Below are 22,473 nucleotides of genomic sequence, written 5' to 3' on the forward strand. Positions count from 1 at the left end.
ACTGATGATGGCATCCTAATTGCACATATTTAGTTATCGCACCTTCAGTCAAGAATCTGTCATGGATAAACTGCTTTATATTGCCGCTAGTGGCGCATCTCAAGATTTTTTAGCCACAGGCTTGCGCGCAAACAATTTAGCTAATGCTCAAACCACGGGTTTTAAGGCGCAGTTGCAACAAGCGCGTGCCATGCCGGCCTTTGGTGAGGGTTTACCAACTCGAGTCTTTGCCATGACCGAGAGTCCAACCAATAACTATGCTGGTGGCCCCATGGTGCAAACCGATAGAGAACTGGACGTTGCCATACAGGGCGAGGGGTGGTTTTCGGTAATGGACGCCAATGGCAATGAAGCGTACAGCCGTAACGGCAGTTTTCAGTTAAGTGCCGATGGTCAGCTTAAAGATTCCTATGGTAATACCATGATTGGTGATGGTGGGCCGCTTACCCTGCCAATCCCCTTGTCTAATATCAATATTGCCAGTGACGGAACCATTTCGGTACGTCCACTAGGTGCGCCTGAAACCGTGCTGGAAGAAGTCGGCCGTTTGAAATTTGTTAACCCTAATATCAAACAAATGGAAAGGGGCAATGACGGTCTATTCCGTCTCAAAGATGGCCAGTTGGCTAACGAAGATCCTTTTGTTTCAGTACGCACAGGTATGTTGGAAGGCAGCAATGTCAATCCAGTAGAGGAGATGGTCAATATGATCAACCTGCAACGCCATTACGAGATGCAAGTAAAACTGATGAAACAGGCCGAAGAACTCGATCAACGTGGTAATCAATTATTAAGAATTATCTAGGCATTTTCTAAACGCTTCTCTACACATTTTTTGTAAACATAGAATTGCGTTGAATTTAAGACAGGAGGTGATGTATGCACCCAGCTTTATGGATCAGTAAAACCGGATTAGACGCCGCACAAACCGATGTAGCAGTGATTTCTAACAACCTAGCCAACGCCAGTACGGTGGGCTTTAAAAAAGATCGTGCGATTTTTGAAGATTTACTTTATCAGAATATTAATCAGCCTGGCGGGCGCTCATCGGCGGACACCGAGTTACCTTCAGGTTTAATGTTAGGTGCCGGTAGTAAAGTGGTGGCAACCCAAAAAGCTCATACTCAAGGTAATTTGTTGACTACTGATAATGCGTTGGATATGTCGATTCAAGGCAAGGGTTTTTTTGAAATTCTGCAACCCGATGGCACTTTGGCTTATACCCGTAATGGACAGTTTACCCTTAATGATCAGGGGCAGATCGTCACACCTGGCGCTGGATTTTTATTACAACCTACTATTACCGTGCCAGAAGATGCTCAACAGATCACGATATCCCAAGATGGTGAAGTGTCTGCCAGCATCAGGGGACAAGCCGATCCGGTGGTCTTAGGCCAGCTTAATTTATCTGACTTTATCAATCCAACAGGTTTACAGCCCATGGGCCAAAATCTGTATGTAGAAACCGCAGTAAGCGGTAATCCTATACAAGGGATCCCAGGTTTAGAAGGTCTGGGCGGCATAAGTCAAGGTACTTTAGAAACCTCTAACGTTAACGTCACAGAAGAGTTGGTTAACTTAATTGAAAGTCAGCGTTTATATGAAATGAATTCCAAGGTTATTTCAGCCGTTGACCAAATGCTTGGTCAGGTTATTCAACAACTCTAATGAGATGATGATTATGTTAGTCAGTAAATTGGCAAAATTATGGGGTCTTTTACTCGTAGCATTTACGCTGTTAAGCGCATGTAAAAGTACACCTCACGAAGTGATGCCTAATGATCCATTTTATGCGCCTATCATCGCTGAGATCCCTGAGCAAAAGATAGCTCAGGACGGCTCTATTTTTCAGGCTGATATGGCCAATAGTCTTTACTCTGACGTAAAAGCGCGCAGGGTAGGTGACATTATTACGGTTAATTTGCAGGAGCGAACTCAAGCCACTAAGTCAGCAGGCACCTCTACAAACAAAGATACGTCGGTAGATGTGAATCCGATCATTGGTTTGGGGGGCAATGCGCTGAATATTGGCAATGAATCTATCCAACTGGGTTTAGGTGCAACAAATGCGTTTTCTGGTGATGCCTCAACCAATCAAAGTAATAATCTAGTGGGTAATATTTCGGTCACTGTGGTGCAGGTATTGCCCAATCAAAACCTCTTAGTCAGAGGTGAAAAATGGTTAACCTTAAATAATGGCGATGAATATATTCGGTTGACGGGTGTAGTACGTCCTGCCGATGTCAGCCCCAGCAATGAAATTGTGTCGACCAAAATTGCCAATGCCCGTATTCAATATAGTGGCACGGGTACTTTTGCTTCAGCCCAGAAAGAAGGTTGGTTATCCAGCTTCTTTTCTTCCGAATATTGGCCTTTTTAGGATGAAAACAGTGATGTCTAAACTATTGAGTTTTAGTCTGATGCTATGTTTGGTGACAGCTCCGGTTTCATCTGCCCAGCGCATTAAAGATTTGGCTTCGGTGCAGGGAGTGCGCAGTAACCAATTGGTAGGTTATGGTCTAGTGGTCGGTTTACCGGGTACGGGCGAACAAAGTCCCTTTACGGAGCAAAGCTTTCGTACCATGTTGTCAAATTTTGGTATCAGCCTCGCCAGTAACTTAAAACCCAAAATTAAAAACGTCGCAGCGGTAGCAGTACATGCTGAATTACCTGCTTTTGTAAAACCCGGACAAACCATCGATGTGACGGTATCCTCCATTGGTGAGGCGGGTAGTCTACAAGGTGGCACCTTGTTACAAACCTTTTTAAAAGGTTTAGACGGTAATATCTATGCAGTGGCGCAAGGCAGCTTAGTGGTTAGTGGCTTTGGCGCTCAAGGTGCCGATGGCTCTAAAATTGTGGCAAATACCCCTACAGTAGGACGTATTGCCAACGGTGCTGTGGTTGAGCGAGCGGTAACCAGTGGTTTTATGCAAAATGATTTTCTGACTTTAAATTTGAATTATCCTGATTTTTCTACCGCAAAAATTCTCGCAGATACCATTAACATGCGTTTAGGCGCCGATCCTGATAAGGGCTACATCATTGCTACACCTATAGATGCGGCATCGGTGCGAGTTACGGCTCCCCGTGATGTTGGTCAGCGTGTGGGCTTTTTAGCCATCTTAGAAAATTTTGAATTTACTCCGGCAAAAGCAGCGGCAAGGGTGGTGATTAATAGCCGCACCGGCACCATTGTGATTGGTCAGGATGTACGTTTATTGCCTGCCGCCATAACTCATGGTGGCTTAACCGTCACTATTGCCGAGAACCAAACGGTATCTCAACCTAATGCTTTGGCAGATGGCGAGACGGTGGTGAGTAATCAATCGATTATTGACGTCAATCTAGACGATACCCGCATGTTTAAATTTAATCCTGGCGTGACACTGGATGAATTAGTCAGAGCGGTAAATGAAGTAGGCGCTGCGCCAGGTGATTTGATGGCTATCCTTGAGGCCCTGCGTGAAGCAGGCGCATTACAAGGCGAGCTGGTCGTCATCTAAGGTCACCCTATGGAACTTTCATCTAGCAATATGCAAAACCAGCTCGAACTATCGCGTAATACTAACGATATTCAGGGCCTAGATACCCTTAGAAGAGCGGCACAAAGTGGCGACCAAGGCGCCTTGGTTGAAGCTGCTAAGCAGTTTGAGGGGATATTTTTGCAAATGATGCTGAAATCCATGCGTAAAGCGCAGGATGTATTGGCCGATGAAGAAAGCCCATTTAATTCTGAACAAGTTAAGTTTTATCGTGATATGCACGATCAGCAGTTGGCCACCGACCTTGCCACTAATGGCAGTGTTGGTTTAGCGGATATAATCGTTAAACAACTTGGGCAGTTGGCAGACGGTTACACTCCTGCCAGTATTATTCGTAATGATGGCAATTTATCCGTGCTAAACCAGCATAGGATTAAATCCATCCAGCAAGCTCAGGATGCGGTATTAGGCCAGCCTAATTACAAAGCCAGTAGTTTTGAGACTCCCCAGCAGTTTTTAGAAACCCTATACCCACAAGCGAAACAGGCCGCTGAACAATTGGGGCTTGATCCTAAAGCCCTATTGGCGCAGGCCGCCGTTGAAACGGGCTGGGGAAAATATTTAATCCATAATGCCCAAGGGCAAAACTCACATAATTTATTTGGGGTTAAAGCGGATAAAAGCTGGACAGGTAATAAAACCCTGATTGATTCGATTGAGTTTGAGCAGGGTATTGCTAAAACCGCTAAGTCACCTTTTCGTGCTTATGACTCTTTTGGTGACGCTCTGCAAGATTACGTGGATTTTGTAAAACAAAACCCACGTTATCAGGATGCAATTAATAACACAGAACAAGCACCACGTTATTTTGCCGAACTACAGCAGGCCGGTTATGCCACGGATCCTGAGTATGCTAACAAAGTAGTTTCTGTACTCAATGGCGACATTATGCAGGCATTTAAACCGTGAATTTAACCAGCAATACAAGAGGAGTGAGGCATGATTAACAATACATCGATGCGTACCGCCGATCTGCTCTCGATCGCGCGTAGCGGAGTGGATGCCAGTAATCAATTGCTTACTACTGCTGGTCACAATATTGCCAACGTGAATACTGAAGGCTACGTACGTGAGCGCACCTCTTTTGTTGCTCAGTTAACCGGTGGCGTGGGGCAGGGCACCACTGAGCGGATCATCAACGTTTTTGCGCAGAACCAATTAAGACGCGATACCACACTGGAAAGTCATTATCAGGAATACTGGGATAAAACCGCGGTGGTCGATAACTTGTTTGCCAGTGAAGCCAATAGTATTTCTAGCAGCATGAGCCGTTTTTTTGCATCAATACAAACGGCCAGTGATGATCCAACCAGTATTGCGGCACGGCAGTTGCTGTTGGGTGAAGCCAATTCGATGATTGGTCAAATCGGTACTATGGCCGGTTTTTTGCGGCAAAAAGAACAAGAGTTAAATTTAGAGATCCAAAGTAATATCGACCGAGTTAATTCGTTGGTTAAGTCTATCGCTGAATTAAACGATGCCGTCAGGGTAAATCAGGCTAACAACCGTCACGTCGAACCAGGCAGCCTGAAGAATGAACGGGATAAGGCCATATTAGAACTGGCGAGTTTGATGTCCATTGAGACGCGAGTAAGCGCTAACGATGATGGTGCCGTATTAGTTAATCTGACTTCAGGAGAATCGCTGGTATTGCAGGATGGTTCCTTTAATTTATTTACCATTAACAACTCAGCCGATCTTAACTACAAATCTTTGCAACTTAACAGTAACGGTAAACCCACCACACTTAATCTAAAAGAAACCAACATGGGTGGCACTATTGGTGGCTTGTATCGCTACCGTGATGAAGTGCTGGAAAGTAGTCGCCGCGAGTTAGGACAACTGGCGTTGGCCGTCTCCGAAACCATGAATACCCAAAATCGTTTAGGGATGGATTTTGACCAGCAGCTGGGTACGGATATTTTTACTCTGCCCGAATTTACCGGACTGAATTATAAGGGTAACAGTGTTGGCACTGAAATTACTGGCCGCATAGCCCAGGGGCAGGCAAGTCAAATTACCAGCGCTGACTACCAAGTTACCTTTGATGCCGTTACCGCCGGTGCGCCACCGACTGTGAATGTTACCGTGGCTATGCTTAATCCAGATGGTTCACCGGTGAAGGATGTGAACGGCGTTGCTATAAGTCAAAGTTATACGGGATTAACCGCTCAAAATGGTGTGTTTAACCAAGTCATGGGTGGTATAGAAATAGAATTTAATAGCGGGGCAAGTTATGCGGTGGGTGATCAGTTTCTACTGCAACCCACTAAAAATACAGCGGACAAAATAGTCGTCAGTATGACCCGACCAGAAGACATAGCCTTGGCTTCGCCCATCAGAGTTGAAGCGAATATAGCCAATTTAGGTGATGTTGAGCTGGTGTCCTCCAAAGTCCCAAACACATTAGTGGATAATACGTTTCTTAACAGTGCTGCCTCAGCCTTTAATGGCGCAGGGGGCATTCATGGTCCAGGCGCTGCGCCAGGAGGCGGGGTTGGCGCACCTGCACAGATTTTGTTCACCGATGTGGATGAATATCAAGTTTTGGATAGTGCTGGCAACCTTATTACTACAGTATCGGGTACCACTGATTTTACAAATATGTTGGCACAAGCTGCGGTGAGTGGTGCAGCACCGCCTTGGCCCGCCGCTTTTAGCGCTTTAGATAATTATCCAGGTTACGACATAAGTTTGCAGGGGGTGCCCAAAGCGGGTGACAGCTTTAGCATTTCGTACAATACCGATGGTCTTAATGACAATCGTAACGGTTTATTGATGGCTGATCTGCAAAACATTGACAGCATGCAGTTAAATAATAGCGGCTCAGGAAACCGGGTTAGTTTTCACGAAGCCTATGCCAATATTGTCAGTGATATCGGCCAAAAGTCGGCAAGTGCGGATATATCCTTAAAAGCAGCTCAGGCACTGAAAAGCCAATCAAAAGATTGGTTTGAATCGATATCTGGAGTGAGTTTGGATGAAGAGGCGGCTAATCTGGTGAGGTACCAACAGTCTTATTCAGCTGCAGCGCGTCTATTAGGTACGGCACAAGATCTGTTTAATACCATTTTGGGCATCGTTAGGTAAAGGCATGCCCCAAATCATTGGAATTGCAGGCGGCAAATGAATGAGCCAACAAGCGTGCAGTTTCAAAGATGAAGGGTATAGATAAGGAATGATGGGAAGTTAACTATGCGTATATCGACCGGCCAACTTTATGACAGAAGTATTCAGTCTGTACTGGATAATCAGGGGGATTTGTCTGATGTGCAAACTCAACTGGCCTCAGGTAAAAAATTACTGAGACCTTCTGATGATCCTGTCGGTGCGGCGCAGGTTATCCGTCTAACTGAAGAAGTCGATCTCATTGCCCAATATAAAAAGAACAGCAACATTCTCACCAATAATATGGAACAGGAAGAAACCATTCTGAGTAGTATCACCACGGCGGTTAACCGCGCGAGGGTGTTAATGGTGCAAGCAGGGAATGGCATAATCAATACTGATGATAGAAAAGCCATCAGCATTGAAATTGAGCAAATTCGTGATCAGGTATTTGATTTAATGAATACCCGTAATGCTGCCGGCGAGTTTATTTTTGCGGGCACTCAATCCGCCTCGCCAGCTTTTGTACTTAATCAAAGTGCTGCGGGCAATAAATACAGTTTCCAGGGGGATTCTGGGGCCAATATGATCCAGGTTTCCAGCACCATGAAATTGCAGGTCAATAACTCCGGTAAAGAAGTATTTGAAGATGTATTAGCCAGATTAAAAACCAATATAACTGGGTCAGTAGGGCTTACAGATATTAGTGTGTCGATTGAGCAACAAGGTGCTTTTGATCAATTCCACAAGGCTAATTACAGTGCTGTTGTGCCAGCAGACAACGAGTATCAAGTGAACATTGTTGCTGCCAATCAGGTGGAAGTCAGACATGTGGCAAGTGGTGCGGTATTAGAAACTATTGATTTTGCCTCTGGCGTGCCCTTTAGTTTTAAAGGTATGCGCATTGATATTTCTGGGGCTCCGGGGGATAGCGTTAACTTTCAGTTATCGCCGCCACAAAAACAAAATATTGCCGAAACGTTAAATAACTTTGTATTGGCCTTAAATAATGGAAATATTTCACAAACCAAATACGATGAAGCCTTAAAAGACGCTTTGATTGGCGTAGACAATTCATTGACCAGTATAGGTAATGCTACGTCGGTAATCGGTGGTCGCCTTAATGTTAATCAAGCAATTTTAGGGGCCAATCTGGATTTAGAAATTGCTAATAAAAGCGCCCGTGCCAGCATTGAAGAAGTGGACTACGCAGAAGCGGTTTCAGAATTAAGTCGCCAAGAAGCCGCATTGGAAGCAGCCTTAGCCACCTTTGCCAGAGTGACAGGCACGTCCTTATTTGATTTTATTCGTTAGTTATACCCAAGCAACCTGAAGATGCGGGATTCAGTGGGAATTAAATCCGTTTTAGACAAGGCGAATGCTTGAAGGTCTAGTGGACTAAATCGAAAGCATTTAACGCGGTATAAAACGGATTTAAACCCACCGGTACGGCGCTTCTGAGGGAGCTTATTTCGGTGTTGAACTGATTTGAAAGGGTAATGCCATTCCTGCATCAGTTCGCCTAGAACTAAGCTCCCTCAGAAACGCTGAAACTCGTATCTTCAGGTTGTTTGGGTATATATGTTTTTTACAGAGTAATTTGCGCCAGATAAATCGCGCTACACCCTCCCTGATGGGATGAATAGTAACTTAGGTACAACTGCTTATCTCTTAATACCATTCCTGGGTAGCTATTGTCGCCAGCTGAAGGTAATAACAATTTTTCACTTGTCATCCCTGTTAATAGATCAAGTTTGAACACGACGGTTTTGAACTGTTGTTTTTCGAGAATACGTCCTGCTATCAAAGCGGTTTGTTTATTCATTAAATGCATAACAGGCCCACCTAAATAAAAATCTAGATCCTGCCAAACCCATTGTTTAAAGGGAAACTTACTGCGGCCCAACTGCGCGGTATAAGTATCTGCATCTCGGCGTACTAAGGCATAACATTGTTTATCCACAAAAACCAAGTCTGATTCATTAGGATAGCCAAGTTGATGTTTATCCAAGCTTAAGGCCCCCGTTACTACTTTATACATGCGGCGGCGTGGTGAACCTTGATAAAGATCGATAGAATTTGCTCGACGATTGTAGGCAAAACCATAAGCAGTATCGTTTTTCCATCTGATGCGCCATAACCACCAATAATCTTCTGCAACCACTTTTGGTGTCGACCAACTCAAACCATCCTGTGATACCCAACAATAATTTTGTGTGATGAGTTTTTTCGTGTCTGTCGCAGGGCACCTGGCATACGCCAGCAAAATTAATTTTCCATCAGGACCGACAGTAAGTTTCGGATCGCGCAGATCGGTATTGTCTAATTTAATAAATGAACCTGTTAATACATTGCCCAATAGATCCAGTTTTAGGATACGCAAGATCCCATCACCACTGACATGGTTAGTTGCCACACGAAAACAACAATAAAGTGACTGCTGAAACCAACATAGATCAGTAAAAGCGTTGTGTTTTGGGTTTGCTGTGATTTTTTTTAGCCAGTTTATATTCATATAAAAAATATTTTCATTATTTAAGCCATTGAATGACAAGTAATTAGTGCTGTTTGGGCGGCAAGTTTTTGCCGTTTTTGCAAATTACGGCAAAATTTTGCTAAAGGGAATTTTTTTTAGGTCGATACATTTTCCGAGAGAGCCAGTAGTAATGATTTTTTTCAAGGGTCATTACTCTATTAGTGTTATTTAACCAATCGGATTTATATCCGATCGCCAGCGTCCGCTGGACTGAGAGTGTAGGAGAACAACCATGGGTTTATATGTAAACACCAACGTTTCGTCGTTAAATGCGCAACGCCAACTTTTTAATTCAAGTACGTCATTAAACACGTCATTTGAACGTTTGTCGTCAGGTTTCAGGATCAACAGAGCTGCAGATGATGCTGCGGGTCTGCAAATTACCGATCGTCTAACTACCCAGATTCAAGGTTTAAACCAAGCTGCCAGAAACGCCAATGATGCTATATCGTTAGCGCAAACTGCGGAAGGTGCCTTATCTGAAGTAACTGCTTCCTTACAACGTATACGTACCCTAGCGGTACAATCACAAAACGGTATTAATAACTCTGCTGACCGTTTGGCACTGCAAAAAGAAGTGTCAGCCCTTAAGTTAGAAATTAGCCGTATTTCAACTGATACCCAGTTTGGTACCACTAATATTCTTAAAGGAGACTTCTCAGCTAAGTTTTTAGTGGGAGCTAATGGTAACCAAAATATTTCTATTAACTTAGAAAAATCAGGTGGTTATGGCACATCAGGCTTGTTTGGTGGTGGTCCATTAACTGTTGCAACAGTAAGTGATGCGTCAGCCGCTCTGACTTCAGTATCCCAAGCGATCTCTACTATAGGTGCGGTACGTGCTGACTTGGGTGCTTTGCAAAACCGTTTTCAATCAACTATTCGTAACTTAACGAATATTTCTGAAAACGTATCAGGTGCAAGAAGTCGAATTAAAGATACAGACTTTGCTGCAGAAACGGCTGAATTGACCCGTAATCAGATTATTCAGCAAGCCAGCTTAACCGTATTAAGTCAGGCTAATCAACGTCCACAAACTGCTCTATCTTTACTAGGTTAATTAATCAATTAACCTAGGTTTCAAGACCCATCTTCTGTTTGGGACTTAGAAGCCAGGGGGTAGTGAACTGGGTTGATAAGGGTCAAGCAGTCGAGAGTTTTGCTCACTCTCTCCTAACGAAAGAGCACTCTAGCCGGAGATTTCTCCGGCTTTTTTCAATAATATAACTTGTTGAATTTATTGATGATTTAAAAATAATTATTTTTTAATTAAAGTATTTTTCATCCTAATACGATACATGGGCATAGACGTTACGCATCTAATAAAAATAATAGCGAACGACTACACAGCGATCGAATAATAATAAAAGCACGATCCTGTAACCGTTAAGACACTAATAAAAATAATAGTCTGGCGGCGCTTCAATAAAATCGTTAGGAGAAAAGTATGAGTTTATTCGTTAACACGAATGTCTCGTCGTTGAACGCTACACGTCAGCTGTTCACGTCGAACAACAATTTAAATACCGCGTTTGAGCGTTTGTCGTCCGGATTTCGTATTAATAGTGCGAAAGACGATGCGGCAGGTTTACAAATTTCCAATCGTCTTACCACCCAAGTTCTTGGTTTGAACATGGCTGTGCGTAATGCTAATGACGGCATTTCGCTAGCACAAACTGCTGAAGGCGCTATGAGTGAGATCACCAATGCCTTACAACGCATTCGTGTACTTGCTGTTCAAGCACAAAACGGTATTAATGGCTCGTCCGACCGCTTAGCGCTACAAAAAGAAGTCGCAGCACTTAAACAAGAAATCAGTCGTATTTCCACAACTACCCAATTTGGGGGCGTTAATATCCTCGATGGTATGTATTCATCTGCGTTTTTAGTCGGAGCTAATGCCGGTCAAACGATCAGTGTGAATATTTCTAGGGTCGGTGGTTATGGTACTTCCGGTTTGTTTAACGGTGCCAGTTTGAGTGTGGCGTCTATTCCTAGCGCTTCACGGGCATTAACCCAAGTATCCCAAGCTATTTCCATTATTGATGCTAAACGGGCTGACTTAGGTGCTATTCAAAACCGCTTTCAATCCACTATTCGAAATCTAAGCAGTATTGCTGAAAACGTCTCGGCGGCAAGAAGTCGTATTCGGGATACAGATTTTGCCGTTGAAACGGCAGAACTAACCCGCTGGCAGATCATTCAACAGGCAAGTATTACCGTATTAGGGCAAGCAAATCAGCGCCCTCAAGCGGCATTGCAACTATTGCAAAGTTAACATTTCTAAAATTTAAGCAGGTTTAGGTTTATGAATAGCAAGGTTGAGCATTTGCGGGGGCAGGCTGCAACACAATATCCGTGGAATAGGGTCGTAGAGATAAATCCGCTCTAAATGCAAAGTGCGAGGGCGGGCTGCAAAAAGGCGGTTGAGAAGTCAATAAATAGCTTTAGAAAGAATAATTCGGTCGAATTGCAAAATGTGGGGGCAGGCTGCAACCGACCGAGGAATGACAAATTGCTAAGCAGTATCAACACTCGACTTATACAAAGAGATGGTTGAACAGCAACTTACCAATGGGCTTATGCCTTATTGGTAAATCGCTGACAGACAAAAAAGATGCCAGGAGGTAGTGAGGTATTGAGGTACAGGCCACCTATCCTGTCTGTCAGCTGGAGCTTACGCTCTTTTTGCATTTGCTTTTGTGGTTCTAACACTTAACAAAGCGCTAACCAGGGTACCAGTTAGCAAATAGTAAGGTGCACTAAGTGTGCCAACTTTAACTTTGTTAATACCGAAAACATCGACATGTCAATAATAATAAAAAGTCGGTGCCAGGTTAGGAGAGAAAAATGAGTTTATTTGTTAATACCAATGTGTCATCGCTTAATGCGACCAGGCAATTATTTACCTCAAATAACAATTTGAGTACGGCATTTGAACGTTTGTCCTCGGGTTTTAGGATCAACAGTGCCAAAGATGATGCTGCCGGTTTACAAATTTCCAACCGTTTAACCACACAGGTGCTCGGATTGAATATGGCAGTACGTAATGCTAACGATGGAATTTCGTTAGCGCAAACGGCAGAAGGTGCCTTAGCTGAAACCACCAATGCATTACAACGGATAAGGGTGTTGGCTGTTCAATCGCAAAACGGTATTAACAGTTCGGCTGACAGAATAGCCTTACAAAAAGAAGTGGCAGCACTGAAAGCTGAAATTAGCCGCATAGCTTCAACTACCCAGTTTGGTGGTGTCGATATACTAAATGGGCTGTATTCTTCGGCATTTTTAGTGGGAGCCAATGCAGGTCAGACTATCAGTGTCAATATTTCGCGAGTAGGTGGTTATGGTACATCAGGCTTGTTTGGTGGCGCAACGTTAAGTGTGGCGTCAATCCCAGATGCATCTCGTGCGTTAACTCAGGTGTCTGAGGCAATTTCAATAATTGACGCTAAACGGGCTGATTTGGGTGCTATTCAAAACCGTTTTCAGTCGACCATACGAAATTTGAGCAATATAGCGGAAAACGTTTCGGCGGCAAGAAGTCGCATACGAGATACGGACTTTGCCGTCGAAACGGCAGAATTGACCCGTTGGCAGATTATCCAACAAGCGAGTATTACGGTGTTGGGACAAGCAAATCAGCGTCCACAATCAGCACTGCAATTACTGCAAGGCTAGTTAGCTGAAAATGGATAAGTAGTTGGAACAAAAAAGAGAGTAGGAACTGAGAGGCCACTCTAAGTAGTGCAGGAACACTGCTGTTTATTGCCAAGGAAGGCGACATTACCCGAATATAATTATTTTTAAGTGGCTAATTAAGTGGTGAGCAATAGATTTTGTTTCATACTTTGTAAGTAGCGTAATACTTAAAAATATACTAGTTTGCTCGTTCTCCTAACGTGAGCAAGTTGGTCGGGGCATTTGCCCCGGCCTTTTTTAACTCATACAGGATGACTTTTTGAATGTAATAGCTATATTGCTATTATCAAGAATAAAACGCCGACTAACAGGACTGAGAGTGTAGAAGTTTGGTTGAGAGGCCAGTATTCATCTCTAACCCTGCCAGTCGGACAGAAACCTTATTTGCTCGTTCTCCTAACGTGAGCAAGTTGGTCGGGGTATTTGCCCCGGCCTTTTTTCTTTGGCTGATTTAATTAAGTCAGTCAAATAAAAAGTTAAACCTCGCCACGTATCGTGCATAAACTTTCGTTCAATAAATACTTAGCAATGCGTGTGCCAAATTTTAATTTGTTCAACGTTTACTTCAATATGTGTTTTGAATATTGGCAATGATTTTAGAATCGTTGTTTTTTATCACTCCTCCCAAACCAAACCTAGACCTTTTAATAATACCAATCGATCACAGATAGTGCTCGCTCCCTAACCAGTTTAAAGGAGCGGAGTTAGGTTTATGAAGAATAAAATAACTCTGTTGTTTCGAATGAACGTGATTTCTATAAGCAGCTATTGATGGTTTTGAGTTGCACATGCCAATCGGTAGTTCAGCGTTTTGAAAGGGTAAGGCTATTCCTGCTTAGCGACGCCTTGCTCCTTAACCGCTGGACGCGTACTAAGTGCCTATTTATCTATTGGAATTGGTATTAATAAAAACTAATCAAAAAAATCGCTAAATAAAACTAAAGTTTCTTCAGCTCTGGTCGATAACGTTAGTTGAGGGGTGATCCAAGTGATTGCTTGTAGTGTCAGAACAAGGTAGAGGTGCCGAGTTCTGTCTAAGATTGTGAGGCAGTGTTAAGAGGGGAGGCCCGATTAACATTGAATTTGAGGCGAATTCATCTGCTATATGCTGTTATCGGCAAGCGGTGAGTTTTCAGGAGGTTTTTTTATGACTTTATATGTTAATACCAACGTGTCGTCTTTGAACGCTCAGCGCCAGCTATTTAATTCTGGGCAATCATTGAGCACATCTTTTGAAAGGTTGTCTTCAGGTTTTCGTATTAACCGCGCTGCAGATGATGCCGCAGGTTTACAAATATCTGATCGATTAACTACCCAGGTACAAGGTTTAAATCAAGCTGTTCGTAACGCAAACGACGCAATTTCATTAACCCAAACGGCCGAAGGTGCATTGGGCGAAGTAACAGCATCGTTACAACGTATTCGTGTATTGGCGGTACAATCGCAAAACGGTATTAACTCTTCTGCCGACCGCACAGCATTGCAGAAAGAAGTGTCTGCGCTAAAATTAGAAATTTCGCGAATTGCCACAGATACGCAGTTTGCAAATACTGATTTGTTGAAAGGCAAGTTCTCTGCAAAATTTTTGGTTGGGGCTAACGGTAACCAAAATATTTCTGTCACACTCAAACAAGGTGGTGGTTATGGCTCATCGGGTTTAAGTTTAGCCAAGACTGACGTTTCGACAGCGACTGGCGCATCGGGAGCGTTGACCAGTATTGATAAAGCAATATCCGTTATCGGTGCTGCGCGCGCAGATTTAGGTGCCTTGCAAAACCGCTTTCAATCGACTATTCGTAACTTAAGTAATATTTCTGAAAATATAGCTGGTGCAAGATCACGTATCAAAGATACTGACTTTGCTGTTGAAACGGCTGAATTAACCCGAAATCAGATTATTCAACAAGCGTCGTTATCAGTTTTAAGTTTAGCTAACCAACGTCCACAAACTGCGTTGTCATTGCTTAGCTAATATAACTAAACTAACAACGATGGTTAAAGTGCTTAAATGGGTTAGCCTTATGTTTATAGGGCTGGCTCATTTTGATGTGGAGGTTGCAGATGGAAATTAATTTTTCACAAAGTGGTAGAATTCTTGCTGACAGACATGTAGCTGAAGCAGGTCCTACTCAACCCGGCTCTGTTCAATCTATTGTTGCTAAAACTGGTGAAGCTAGTTCTGGCCATTCGATAGGAGAAAATCTTAGTAGTACTGCGTTAGCTGAGCGCCAACAAAATACTAAAGATATTTCAAAATCAGCCGAAAAAGAGGTTAGCACTGAAAGGGTTTTATCTTCTCAAGAGATTAGCGCCGCCGTAGAGGGTTTAAGTGATTTTGCAAAAAACACTAATCGGCAGCTGAATTTTTCAATTGATGAAGGTACGGATAAACAAGTTGTAAAGGTAACTGATGCTGAATCTGGCGAAATAATACGACAGATCCCCTCTGAAGAAATCTTACGACTTTCTGAACGTTTACGTGAACTTCAGTCTGACTTAGGTGCTACAGTAGGAATATTATTTAACAAACAAGTGTAAGGCCTTAGGGGTTTTTTATGTCAATTCAGTCGTTAGGTGTTGGTTCTGGTTTAGACCTAGAAGGGCTAGTAACGCAATTACTGGAGGCTGAACGTAAGCCCAAACAAGATAGACTGGACAAAAAAGAAAAGACTTATGACGCTGAGATTTCCAGTCTAGGCCAACTTAAGTCCAAGATGAAAGATTTCTTGGACTCAGTAGACGAATTACGCACCAGTACGGCGTTAAAAGGCCGTGAACCTACTATTGTTAACCCTTCAGAAAGCATCACACCTTTTACTGCCGAAGCATCTAATAGTGCGGTTGAAGGTAGTTATCGTATTGCCGTTACGCAGATTGCCAGTGGCAGTCGTATTGAAACTGATAATGCTAGTGCTGGTGGTTTTACAGGTACTACTGATACTGTATTGGGCTCTGGTTCAGGTAGTTTGACCTTTAAAATCCCCAATACTACTAAGTCATTCAATATTAATGTGACGGCTGGCATGACAGTCCAGCAGCTCAGTAATGCGATTAATAAGTCATCCAGTAATTTTGGGGTGACGTCGAGCATTATTGATACCGGTACCGTTGCAGGTGGTGCAAAGTTAGTGTTTTCATCTTCGGTAACGGGTCAAGGCAATGACTTGGTGATCGTGAATAATAATGACTTAGCCGATCTAAATCGAGTATCGACTACTAACTCATTAGAAGACACGCCTTATCTTGTACCGGTAACGTCAGCAAAAAATTCTAAAGCAACCATAGATGGTATCGCGGTTGAAAGTAAAACCGATAAATTTGAAAATACCATCGAAAATGTTGCCTTTACCGTTTCGGAAATATCCGCACTGGCCGCCGATGGCATTACCTATCAAACCTCTAAATTAAAGATTGGTTTTGATACCGAAGCTCTGGATAAAAAAGTTCGGGATTTTGTTGATAATTACAATGCTTTGAATAAGCAGATGACTACCCTTACCCGTTATGGTACTTCGGATTTAGAAGAAGATGGTGCGCTAGCGGGTGACTTTATGATCAGAGGTATTCAACAAGGTATGGCCAACATACTTGGTGCCGCTGTGGGGAGTTCAGGCTTAGGGACAATTTTTCAATTAGGCATTGAGTTTAATGATGACGGTGATTTAGAAATTGGTTCCAATGATAAATATGGTTTTGGTAGCGGTGAAGATCGTTTAAAAAAAGCCTTAGAAGAAAATTTCGATGAAATTTCCAATCTTTTTACCGATTCTAAACAAGGTATTGCTACTAAGTTATATTCGTTTTTAAAGGAATATACATCTTTCAGTGGCTTACTGGCGACCAGAGAACGCACGGTTAAAGATCAAAAAGACCTTTTAGCCGATGAACGTGAACAATTTGAATTGCGCATGGCAACAACAGAACAGATTTTGCGGGATAAATATCTCGGTTTGGATCAAACTGTTGCACGATTAAATTCAACCAGTTCGGCATTGGTTGCTGCTTTAGGCAGCTAGTGTTAACACTCAATACATGGTGAGTAGATATTTGTTATGGCATTAAAAGGTATCAACGCCTATAAAAAAGGCAATTTAAAAGAAGATATTGCTCAAGCTGATCCGCATAAACTCACTTTGATGTTGATGCAGGGGTCTTTGGATCGCATGGCCTATGCCAAAGGTTGTATGGAGCGTAAGGATTATGCCGGTAAAGCTGAGCATGTATCTCGCGCGACTGCGATCGTGATGAATTTACGTGATACTTTAGATATGCAATCAGGTTCGGACGTTTCAGAGAAATTGTATTCTTTGTACGATTACATGATCCAACGCCTGATTGACGCTAACGTACAGAATAACTTGAAGATAATGGATGAAGTGATTAACCTGTTGTTACCAATCAAAACAGCCTGGTCACAAATTCCTGAGTCTGCAAAACAAGAGGCTTACGAACTGCAAAGGCAAAAAAGACAAGCTGCCGTTTGAAGAACCTAACTTTAGATCATGCATTAACTCCTCCTCAATTAAAACAGCTCAATCAAACTTTGCTTGAGCTTCTTGCTAACGACTCACCCGATGAAAATGAATTTCTCAGATTAGTCACCCTGCGTGACGACATTATTCAGTCCTATCTACAAGAATGTGACGAAGAAATGCGAAAATCCTTTGCTCAAGCCGAATTGCAAGTTAATGGCGCGTTAGTTGCTTATGCAAATACATTATTTAAAGCTTCATTAAAAGAGCTGAGTAGCTTAATACGTGGGCGTAAAGCGGTTAAAAAATACATCTAAGCTATGCTAAAAAATATCAAATTGCATATTGAGCAGGACGAGCTACTGCAAGATTCCCTAGAAGCGAAGCTGGCTCAACATATCACCCACACAAAACATCAAAATATTAATGCCTTTCAACGACATATCCCTTCTTTAGTGGCAATTATTGACAGTGCCCAAAGTCAGAATATTTCACTTATTTGTAATAAGTTTGAAAAATTTAATATCGTCGATTATGGATTGGGGCGAGTGCTTTACGGTTTTGATCCTGAAACTGAAATACGTCAGCAATTTGACTATTTCAGCCACCATGCTCCCTTTGTCGATTTTACTGGCGCCCCTAAAGTTCACACTACAGAACGTGATAATAATACACTCGAGGCTTTACCTAGTTATCAACATCATATGGCTTATCAGGCCTTACCCAAAAGTGTGGACTTGCTGGTGGTGTTGGGCTTGGGATTAGGTCATCACATTAAGTTGTTGATTGAAAGCTGCCAGATTAAACACCTCATTATTTACGAGCCTGAATTACAGTATTTTTCATGTTCGGTGCTTGTTACTCCATGGTTTGAAATTTTAGCCTCGGCAAAAGAAAAAGGCACTTCGCTTTATTTTCAATTAGAAAAAGATGGCCGAGATCTCGTCGCTGACATATCTGAATTGCGTGAACATAACCAAGATGTTGCTGGCTTTTATCTTTATCAGCACTACCATGCGCCGGTGTTTAATTCCTTGGTGAAAGCTTGCAAAAACAATAGTTGGTCAACGATTTATGATAAGGGTTTATCGTTTTCACTACAGGAATCAAATGATGAATATTGCCCCTTGTGGACACCTCCTGCTGAATTAACAAGTTATCAAGATGTTTCGCCAGAAGACTCACAGTTTCAGCACAACTTGCACGCTTTTAAACATTATTTTCCAGATATTTATCAAGAGTTTAAGGATTATAAACCAAAAAATTGGTTGCCAGTAAAAACCGCAGGACAACAAATTAATCTACTTAAAATGGATAGTTTGGCAAGCTGGTATGGTTCACATCCTGAAGAAGATTGTTTGTTAAATTTTAGCAATTACACCAAGCAACCTAACAAAGATGGTTTGGTACTGGGCTATTCTGGGCAAAAGTTACGGCACTATTTGCACTATGAATTTGTCCGTGAAGCAGAAGTTTTACTGGATGAAATAGAAGAAGAGCAAGCTGAACTACCCTCCAACATCAAATCGATGATTTTGTTTGGGCTGGGTGTTGGTTATCAACTGGAGCATTTGATCAAACAACATCAGGTTGAAAAACTGTTTTTATGTGAACCCAATCGTGATTTTTTCTATGCCTCGTTGTTTGCTATTGATTGGGCCGGCATATTAAGCACTATCGATGAGCAAAAAGGCCGTTTGTACATCAATATCGGCGATGATGGTACTAACCTGTTCCGTGATTTATTACATCAGTTTTATGCCATTGGCCCTTATATTCTTAGCCACACTTACTTTTATCAAAGCTACTATAATTCATCCTTAAACAAGGCGATTGGCCAGTTACGTGAGCAGTTGCAGGTGGTTATTTCCATGGGTGAATACTTTGACCACGCCCGTTATGGTATAGCCCATTCGAGCCAGGCGCTGCTACGTGAATACCCACATATGGTTAGAAATCCGCAGACTCAGCTGGATTATGAACATAAAGAAACGCCAATCTTTTTTGTAGGCAATGGCCCCTCACTTGATGCAGGTGCGCTTGAGCATATTAAAGAGTGGCAGGATAAAGCCATTATTGTGTCTTGTGGGACCTCGTTGCAGGTCTTAAAAAAGAACGGTATTACCCCCGATTTTCATGCCGAGATTGAACAAAACCGTTCTACTTTTGACTGGGCTGCGCGTATTGGCGATTTTGAATATCTGAAATCGGTGAGTTTAATTTCTTGTAATGGCATTCATCCCGATACTTGTGATTTGTACAAAGAGGTTTTTGTAGCCTTTAAAGAAGGGGAATCATCCACGGTTTCTACCTTGCGAGTTATAGGTGAAAAGCATTATGAGTCGCTCAGGTTTGCATTTCCCACAGTCACTAACTTTGCCTTGAATTTTTTTCTTAAACTGGGATTTAAGCAAATTTATTTGCTGGGGGTAGACTTAGGTTTTATTAACAACAAAAATCATCACTCAACCCAGTCAGGTTATTATAACGAGCAGGGTGAACCTCTGTATGACTATGCGGCGCGCAATAATACTTCCTTAGTAGTGCCAGGCAATTTCAGGCCCACCGTATTTACCAAACACGAGTTTAAAATTGCTAAAATTGTGATGGAACAATCCCTTAAAGAAGCAAAAGTGGAGTGTTACAACACCAGTAACGGCGCCAGAATTATTGGTTCAAACCCCTTACAATTAGACCAGATTTTATTGCTTACCTCGGCTTCGCAAAAAGTCGAGTGTTTAAGTGTGATGAAGTCAAATTGTTTTAGAGTACTTAAACAAGAGAAGTTTGTTGAAAGATACGCTCTTACCTACAGTGCAGATGCCTTACATGAAGAGTTTGCAGCATTTAAATCACTGATATCTCAACCGATTGAGAGCCTCAAAGAGGCCGAAGAGCTAGTCGAGAATCAAAAACAATTGTTGTTTAAAAGTTATCAGCAAGGGCAGTCACTGTTATTTTACTTTTTGTATGGCACACTAAATTTTGCCAATGCCGCTTTAAACAAAGTAGCTTATTCACTGCGTGATGAGCACTTTGCGCCAGATAGGTTTAATCGTTTGCGAGAAGTATGGTTAGAATACTTTGCAAAGATAACCCAGCAAGTTGAATTGCATGGGGAGCAATTTGATACCACCTCATCTTTTGTTACTCAGCGCATGCTTAAATGCTTAAAAAACGTTAAAACCGCCAAGCGAATTCTGGTGCTTAGCGATTCCGCTATTGTTCCCAATATTTATCATTCAGCAAATAAAACCTGGACAACTGATTTTGCATTCGAGTTTGCCACTAGTTCACAGTTTGTTGCTGACAGGCCATTTATTGCCGGCCAGTTTGACTATGTGATTGCTTATATTAATACTGACCTGGAACAACAGTTTAAGTTAGTCGCTGAACAAGTCAGAACGCAGTTGGGTACTATCCCGTTGTTGTGTATCTGTGAACAGATTATTCCTGTTCAGTTGTTAAGCCATAAACCTGATTTTGTGTGTTTTATGAGTGCGCAGAGCCAGTTTATGCAGCCGGACAGTGCTTATCAAAACAATGATGTCACACGTGCGGTACTGGCTTTGTTATTTATCCATGATTTCAGCAACTTTGACTTAATCGTACCTAAATGCATTATGGACGATAACACCCAACTCCCCATATTGGCTGACGGTGGATATTTGCAAGATTTTCAAACCTTTGGCATTGATATAATGCTAGGTTTACTTAAAGCTGATAAAACAATCAACAATGAAATTTTAAAAAATGGTTGCAGACCCGTGCCGCTGGGTAAGGGCTTGAATAAAAAATGGCTGTGTTTAAAAAATGAATCGCCAGCAACAGTAAAACAACTTAAATTAAAATTACTGGATAGATATCCTTATTTAAGCGAGGGACAAGATGTTTGATAATAAATCCGTTTTAATTACCGGTGGTACAGGCTCATTTGGTAAGCGTTTTATCGAACATGTGCTTAAAAATTACAAGCCTAAAAAACTCATTGTTTATTCCCGCGATGAACTTAAACAGTTTGAAATGCAACAGGTCTACAAAGATCCTTGCATGCGTTATTTTATCGGTGATGTAAGGGATAAAGATCGCCTTAAAGGCGCGATGCGTGAAGTGGATTATGTGGTACATGCCGCCGCCTTAAAACAGGTTCCTGCGGCTGAATATAACCCCAACGAGTGTATCAAAACCAATATTTTTGGTGCCCAAAACGTCATTGACGCAGCGATCGAAGCCAATGTGAGTCGGGTTATTGCTTTATCAACCGACAAAGCTGCCAACCCAGTTAATTTGTATGGCGCCACTAAATTGGTATCGGATAAATTGTTTGTCGCCGCCAATAACATTTCTGGTGCTAAAGGCCCGCGTTTTGCCGTAGTACGTTATGGTAATGTGGTAGGGTCGCGTGGTTCTGTGGTGCCTTTTTATCGCCAATTGATGGCGCAAGGTGTCAAAGTTCTACCGGTGACTCATGCAGAAATGACCCGCTTTTGGATCACTCTAGATGACGGCGTAGACTTTGTTATTAAAAATTTCCAACGCATGCAAGGCGGCGAAATATTTATACCAAAAATTCCGTCGATCCGTATTTTAGATATTGTTGAATCCATGTGTGGTAGCCGTGAACATGAAATTGTCGGCATACGTCCTGGCGAAAAACTCCATGAAGTTATGGTGCCAGAAGAGATGGCTCATCTTTCTTTAGAATTTTCTGATCACTTTGTGATAGCTCCGGCGATTATCTTTTTTGAAAAAAATATCAATTATAAAAAGAATAAGATGGGTGAAGTGGGTAAACCTGTGGCGGATAAATTTGAATATCATTCGGGCACTAATCCGCATTTTTTAACGGTTGCCGAGCTACAACAACTCGATAAAGATACGCTGTAAGAGCGCTTGATTATGATCCCTTATGGCAAACATACCATCGATGACGCTGATGTTGACAGTGTTATCGATGTATTGCGCAATCAATTTTTAACCCAGGGCACAGTCGTACCTCGTTTTGAACAAGCCTTGTGTGATTACACTGGCGCCAAACATGCGGTAGCGGTTAACAGTGCCACTTCAGGTTTACATATTGCCTGTTTAGCGGCGGGGGGGGGGGGGGGGG

18 protein-coding genes and 1 pseudogene are annotated in these 22,473 nt (G+C 42.3%); 18 read left to right on the forward strand and 1 reads right to left on the reverse strand.

The annotated features are described in order from the left end of the window. The first annotated feature begins 61 nt into the window (after positions 1–61). The 7 genes from AX660_RS17550 to flgL all read left to right on the forward strand — a co-directional run bounded on the left by AX660_RS17550 (position 62) and on the right by flgL (position 7,967). Positions 62–805: a flagellar basal body rod protein FlgF gene (locus tag AX660_RS17550; protein ID WP_068379629.1), complete on the forward strand. Its 744-nt coding sequence runs from the start codon at positions 62–64 to the stop codon at positions 803–805. Positions 806–879: 74 nt separating this feature from the next. Further along, entirely contained in the window at positions 880–1,668 is a 789-nt protein-coding gene (gene flgG / locus AX660_RS17555; protein ID WP_068379631.1) for a flagellar basal-body rod protein FlgG, read from the forward strand. Positions 1,669–1,681: 13 nt separating this feature from the next. Then, on the forward strand, positions 1,682–2,380 hold the full coding sequence (gene flgH, locus AX660_RS17560) for a flagellar basal body L-ring protein FlgH (RefSeq protein ID WP_068380029.1): 699 nt from the start codon (positions 1,682–1,684) through the stop codon (positions 2,378–2,380). Positions 2,381–2,393: 13 nt separating this feature from the next. Continuing rightward, a complete protein-coding gene (locus AX660_RS17565; RefSeq protein ID WP_201027465.1) occupies positions 2,394–3,506 on the forward strand; it encodes a flagellar basal body P-ring protein FlgI in 1,113 nt (370 codons plus the stop codon). 9 nt (positions 3,507–3,515) lie between these two features. Continuing rightward, the gene (gene flgJ, locus AX660_RS17570) at positions 3,516–4,454 is read left to right on the forward strand and encodes a flagellar assembly peptidoglycan hydrolase FlgJ (RefSeq protein WP_068379637.1); all 939 of its coding nucleotides are present in this window, start codon (positions 3,516–3,518) and stop codon (positions 4,452–4,454) included. Positions 4,455–4,484: 30 nt separating this feature from the next. Continuing rightward, entirely contained in the window at positions 4,485–6,635 is a 2,151-nt protein-coding gene (locus AX660_RS17575; protein ID WP_068379640.1) for a FlgK family flagellar hook-associated protein, read from the forward strand. A gap of 105 nt (positions 6,636–6,740) precedes the next feature. Then, on the forward strand, positions 6,741–7,967 hold the full coding sequence (flgL, locus tag AX660_RS17580; protein ID WP_068379643.1) for a flagellar hook-associated protein FlgL: 1,227 nt from the start codon (positions 6,741–6,743) through the stop codon (positions 7,965–7,967). A gap of 274 nt (positions 7,968–8,241) precedes the next feature. Here flgL and AX660_RS17585 read toward each other — a convergent pair whose 3' ends face one another. Continuing rightward, entirely contained in the window at positions 8,242–9,069 is an 828-nt protein-coding gene (locus tag AX660_RS17585; protein ID WP_327082862.1) for a hypothetical protein, read from the reverse strand. A gap of 352 nt (positions 9,070–9,421) precedes the next feature. On the opposite strand from AX660_RS17585, the gene AX660_RS17590 reads away from it, so the two are divergent. The 11 genes and pseudogenes from AX660_RS17590 to AX660_RS17640 form a co-directional block, all read left to right on the forward strand. Continuing rightward, positions 9,422–10,249: a flagellin N-terminal helical domain-containing protein gene (locus AX660_RS17590; RefSeq protein ID WP_068379646.1), complete on the forward strand. Its 828-nt coding sequence runs from the start codon at positions 9,422–9,424 to the stop codon at positions 10,247–10,249. A 387-nt stretch (positions 10,250–10,636) separates the two neighbouring features. Then, positions 10,637–11,467: a flagellin N-terminal helical domain-containing protein gene (locus AX660_RS17595; protein WP_068379649.1), complete on the forward strand. Its 831-nt coding sequence runs from the start codon at positions 10,637–10,639 to the stop codon at positions 11,465–11,467. Positions 11,468–12,039: 572 nt separating this feature from the next. After that, positions 12,040–12,870, forward strand: a complete 831-nt coding sequence (locus tag AX660_RS17600; RefSeq protein WP_068379652.1) for a flagellin N-terminal helical domain-containing protein — start codon at positions 12,040–12,042, stop codon at positions 12,868–12,870. Positions 12,871–14,038: 1,168 nt separating this feature from the next. Next, complete coding sequence (locus AX660_RS17605) at positions 14,039–14,863, forward strand: flagellin N-terminal helical domain-containing protein (protein ID WP_068380034.1); 825 nt, start codon at positions 14,039–14,041, stop codon at positions 14,861–14,863. A gap of 89 nt (positions 14,864–14,952) precedes the next feature. Further along, positions 14,953–15,429, forward strand: a complete 477-nt coding sequence (locus AX660_RS17610) for a flagellar protein FlaG (protein ID WP_082768981.1) — start codon at positions 14,953–14,955, stop codon at positions 15,427–15,429. Between the two features lie 17 nt (positions 15,430–15,446). Continuing rightward, the gene (gene fliD / locus AX660_RS17615) at positions 15,447–16,907 is read left to right on the forward strand and encodes a flagellar filament capping protein FliD (protein ID WP_068379654.1); all 1,461 of its coding nucleotides are present in this window, start codon (positions 15,447–15,449) and stop codon (positions 16,905–16,907) included. A 36-nt stretch (positions 16,908–16,943) separates the two neighbouring features. Next, positions 16,944–17,375, forward strand: coding sequence for a flagellar export chaperone FliS (fliS, locus tag AX660_RS17620; protein WP_068379657.1), 432 nt, complete (start codon positions 16,944–16,946; stop codon positions 17,373–17,375). Continuing rightward, the gene (locus AX660_RS17625; protein WP_068379660.1) at positions 17,372–17,680 is read left to right on the forward strand and encodes a hypothetical protein; all 309 of its coding nucleotides are present in this window, start codon (positions 17,372–17,374) and stop codon (positions 17,678–17,680) included. The genes fliS and AX660_RS17625 overlap by 4 nt, the downstream gene beginning before the upstream one ends. Positions 17,681–17,683: 3 nt before the next feature. Next, positions 17,684–21,259, forward strand: a complete 3,576-nt coding sequence (locus AX660_RS17630; RefSeq protein ID WP_068379663.1) for a 6-hydroxymethylpterin diphosphokinase MptE-like protein — start codon at positions 17,684–17,686, stop codon at positions 21,257–21,259. Continuing rightward, a complete protein-coding gene (gene pseB, locus AX660_RS17635) occupies positions 21,252–22,250 on the forward strand; it encodes a UDP-N-acetylglucosamine 4,6-dehydratase (inverting) (RefSeq protein WP_068379666.1) in 999 nt (332 codons plus the stop codon). Before AX660_RS17630 ends, pseB begins: the two co-directional genes overlap by 8 nt. A gap of 12 nt (positions 22,251–22,262) precedes the next feature. Then, positions 22,263–22,473 (forward strand): annotated as a pseudogene (locus tag AX660_RS17640) (DegT/DnrJ/EryC1/StrS family aminotransferase); the annotation flags it as partial.

The sequence above is a fragment of the Paraglaciecola hydrolytica genome (assembly GCF_001565895.1).
GTDB classification, from domain to species: Bacteria; Pseudomonadota; Gammaproteobacteria; order Enterobacterales; family Alteromonadaceae; genus Paraglaciecola; species Paraglaciecola hydrolytica.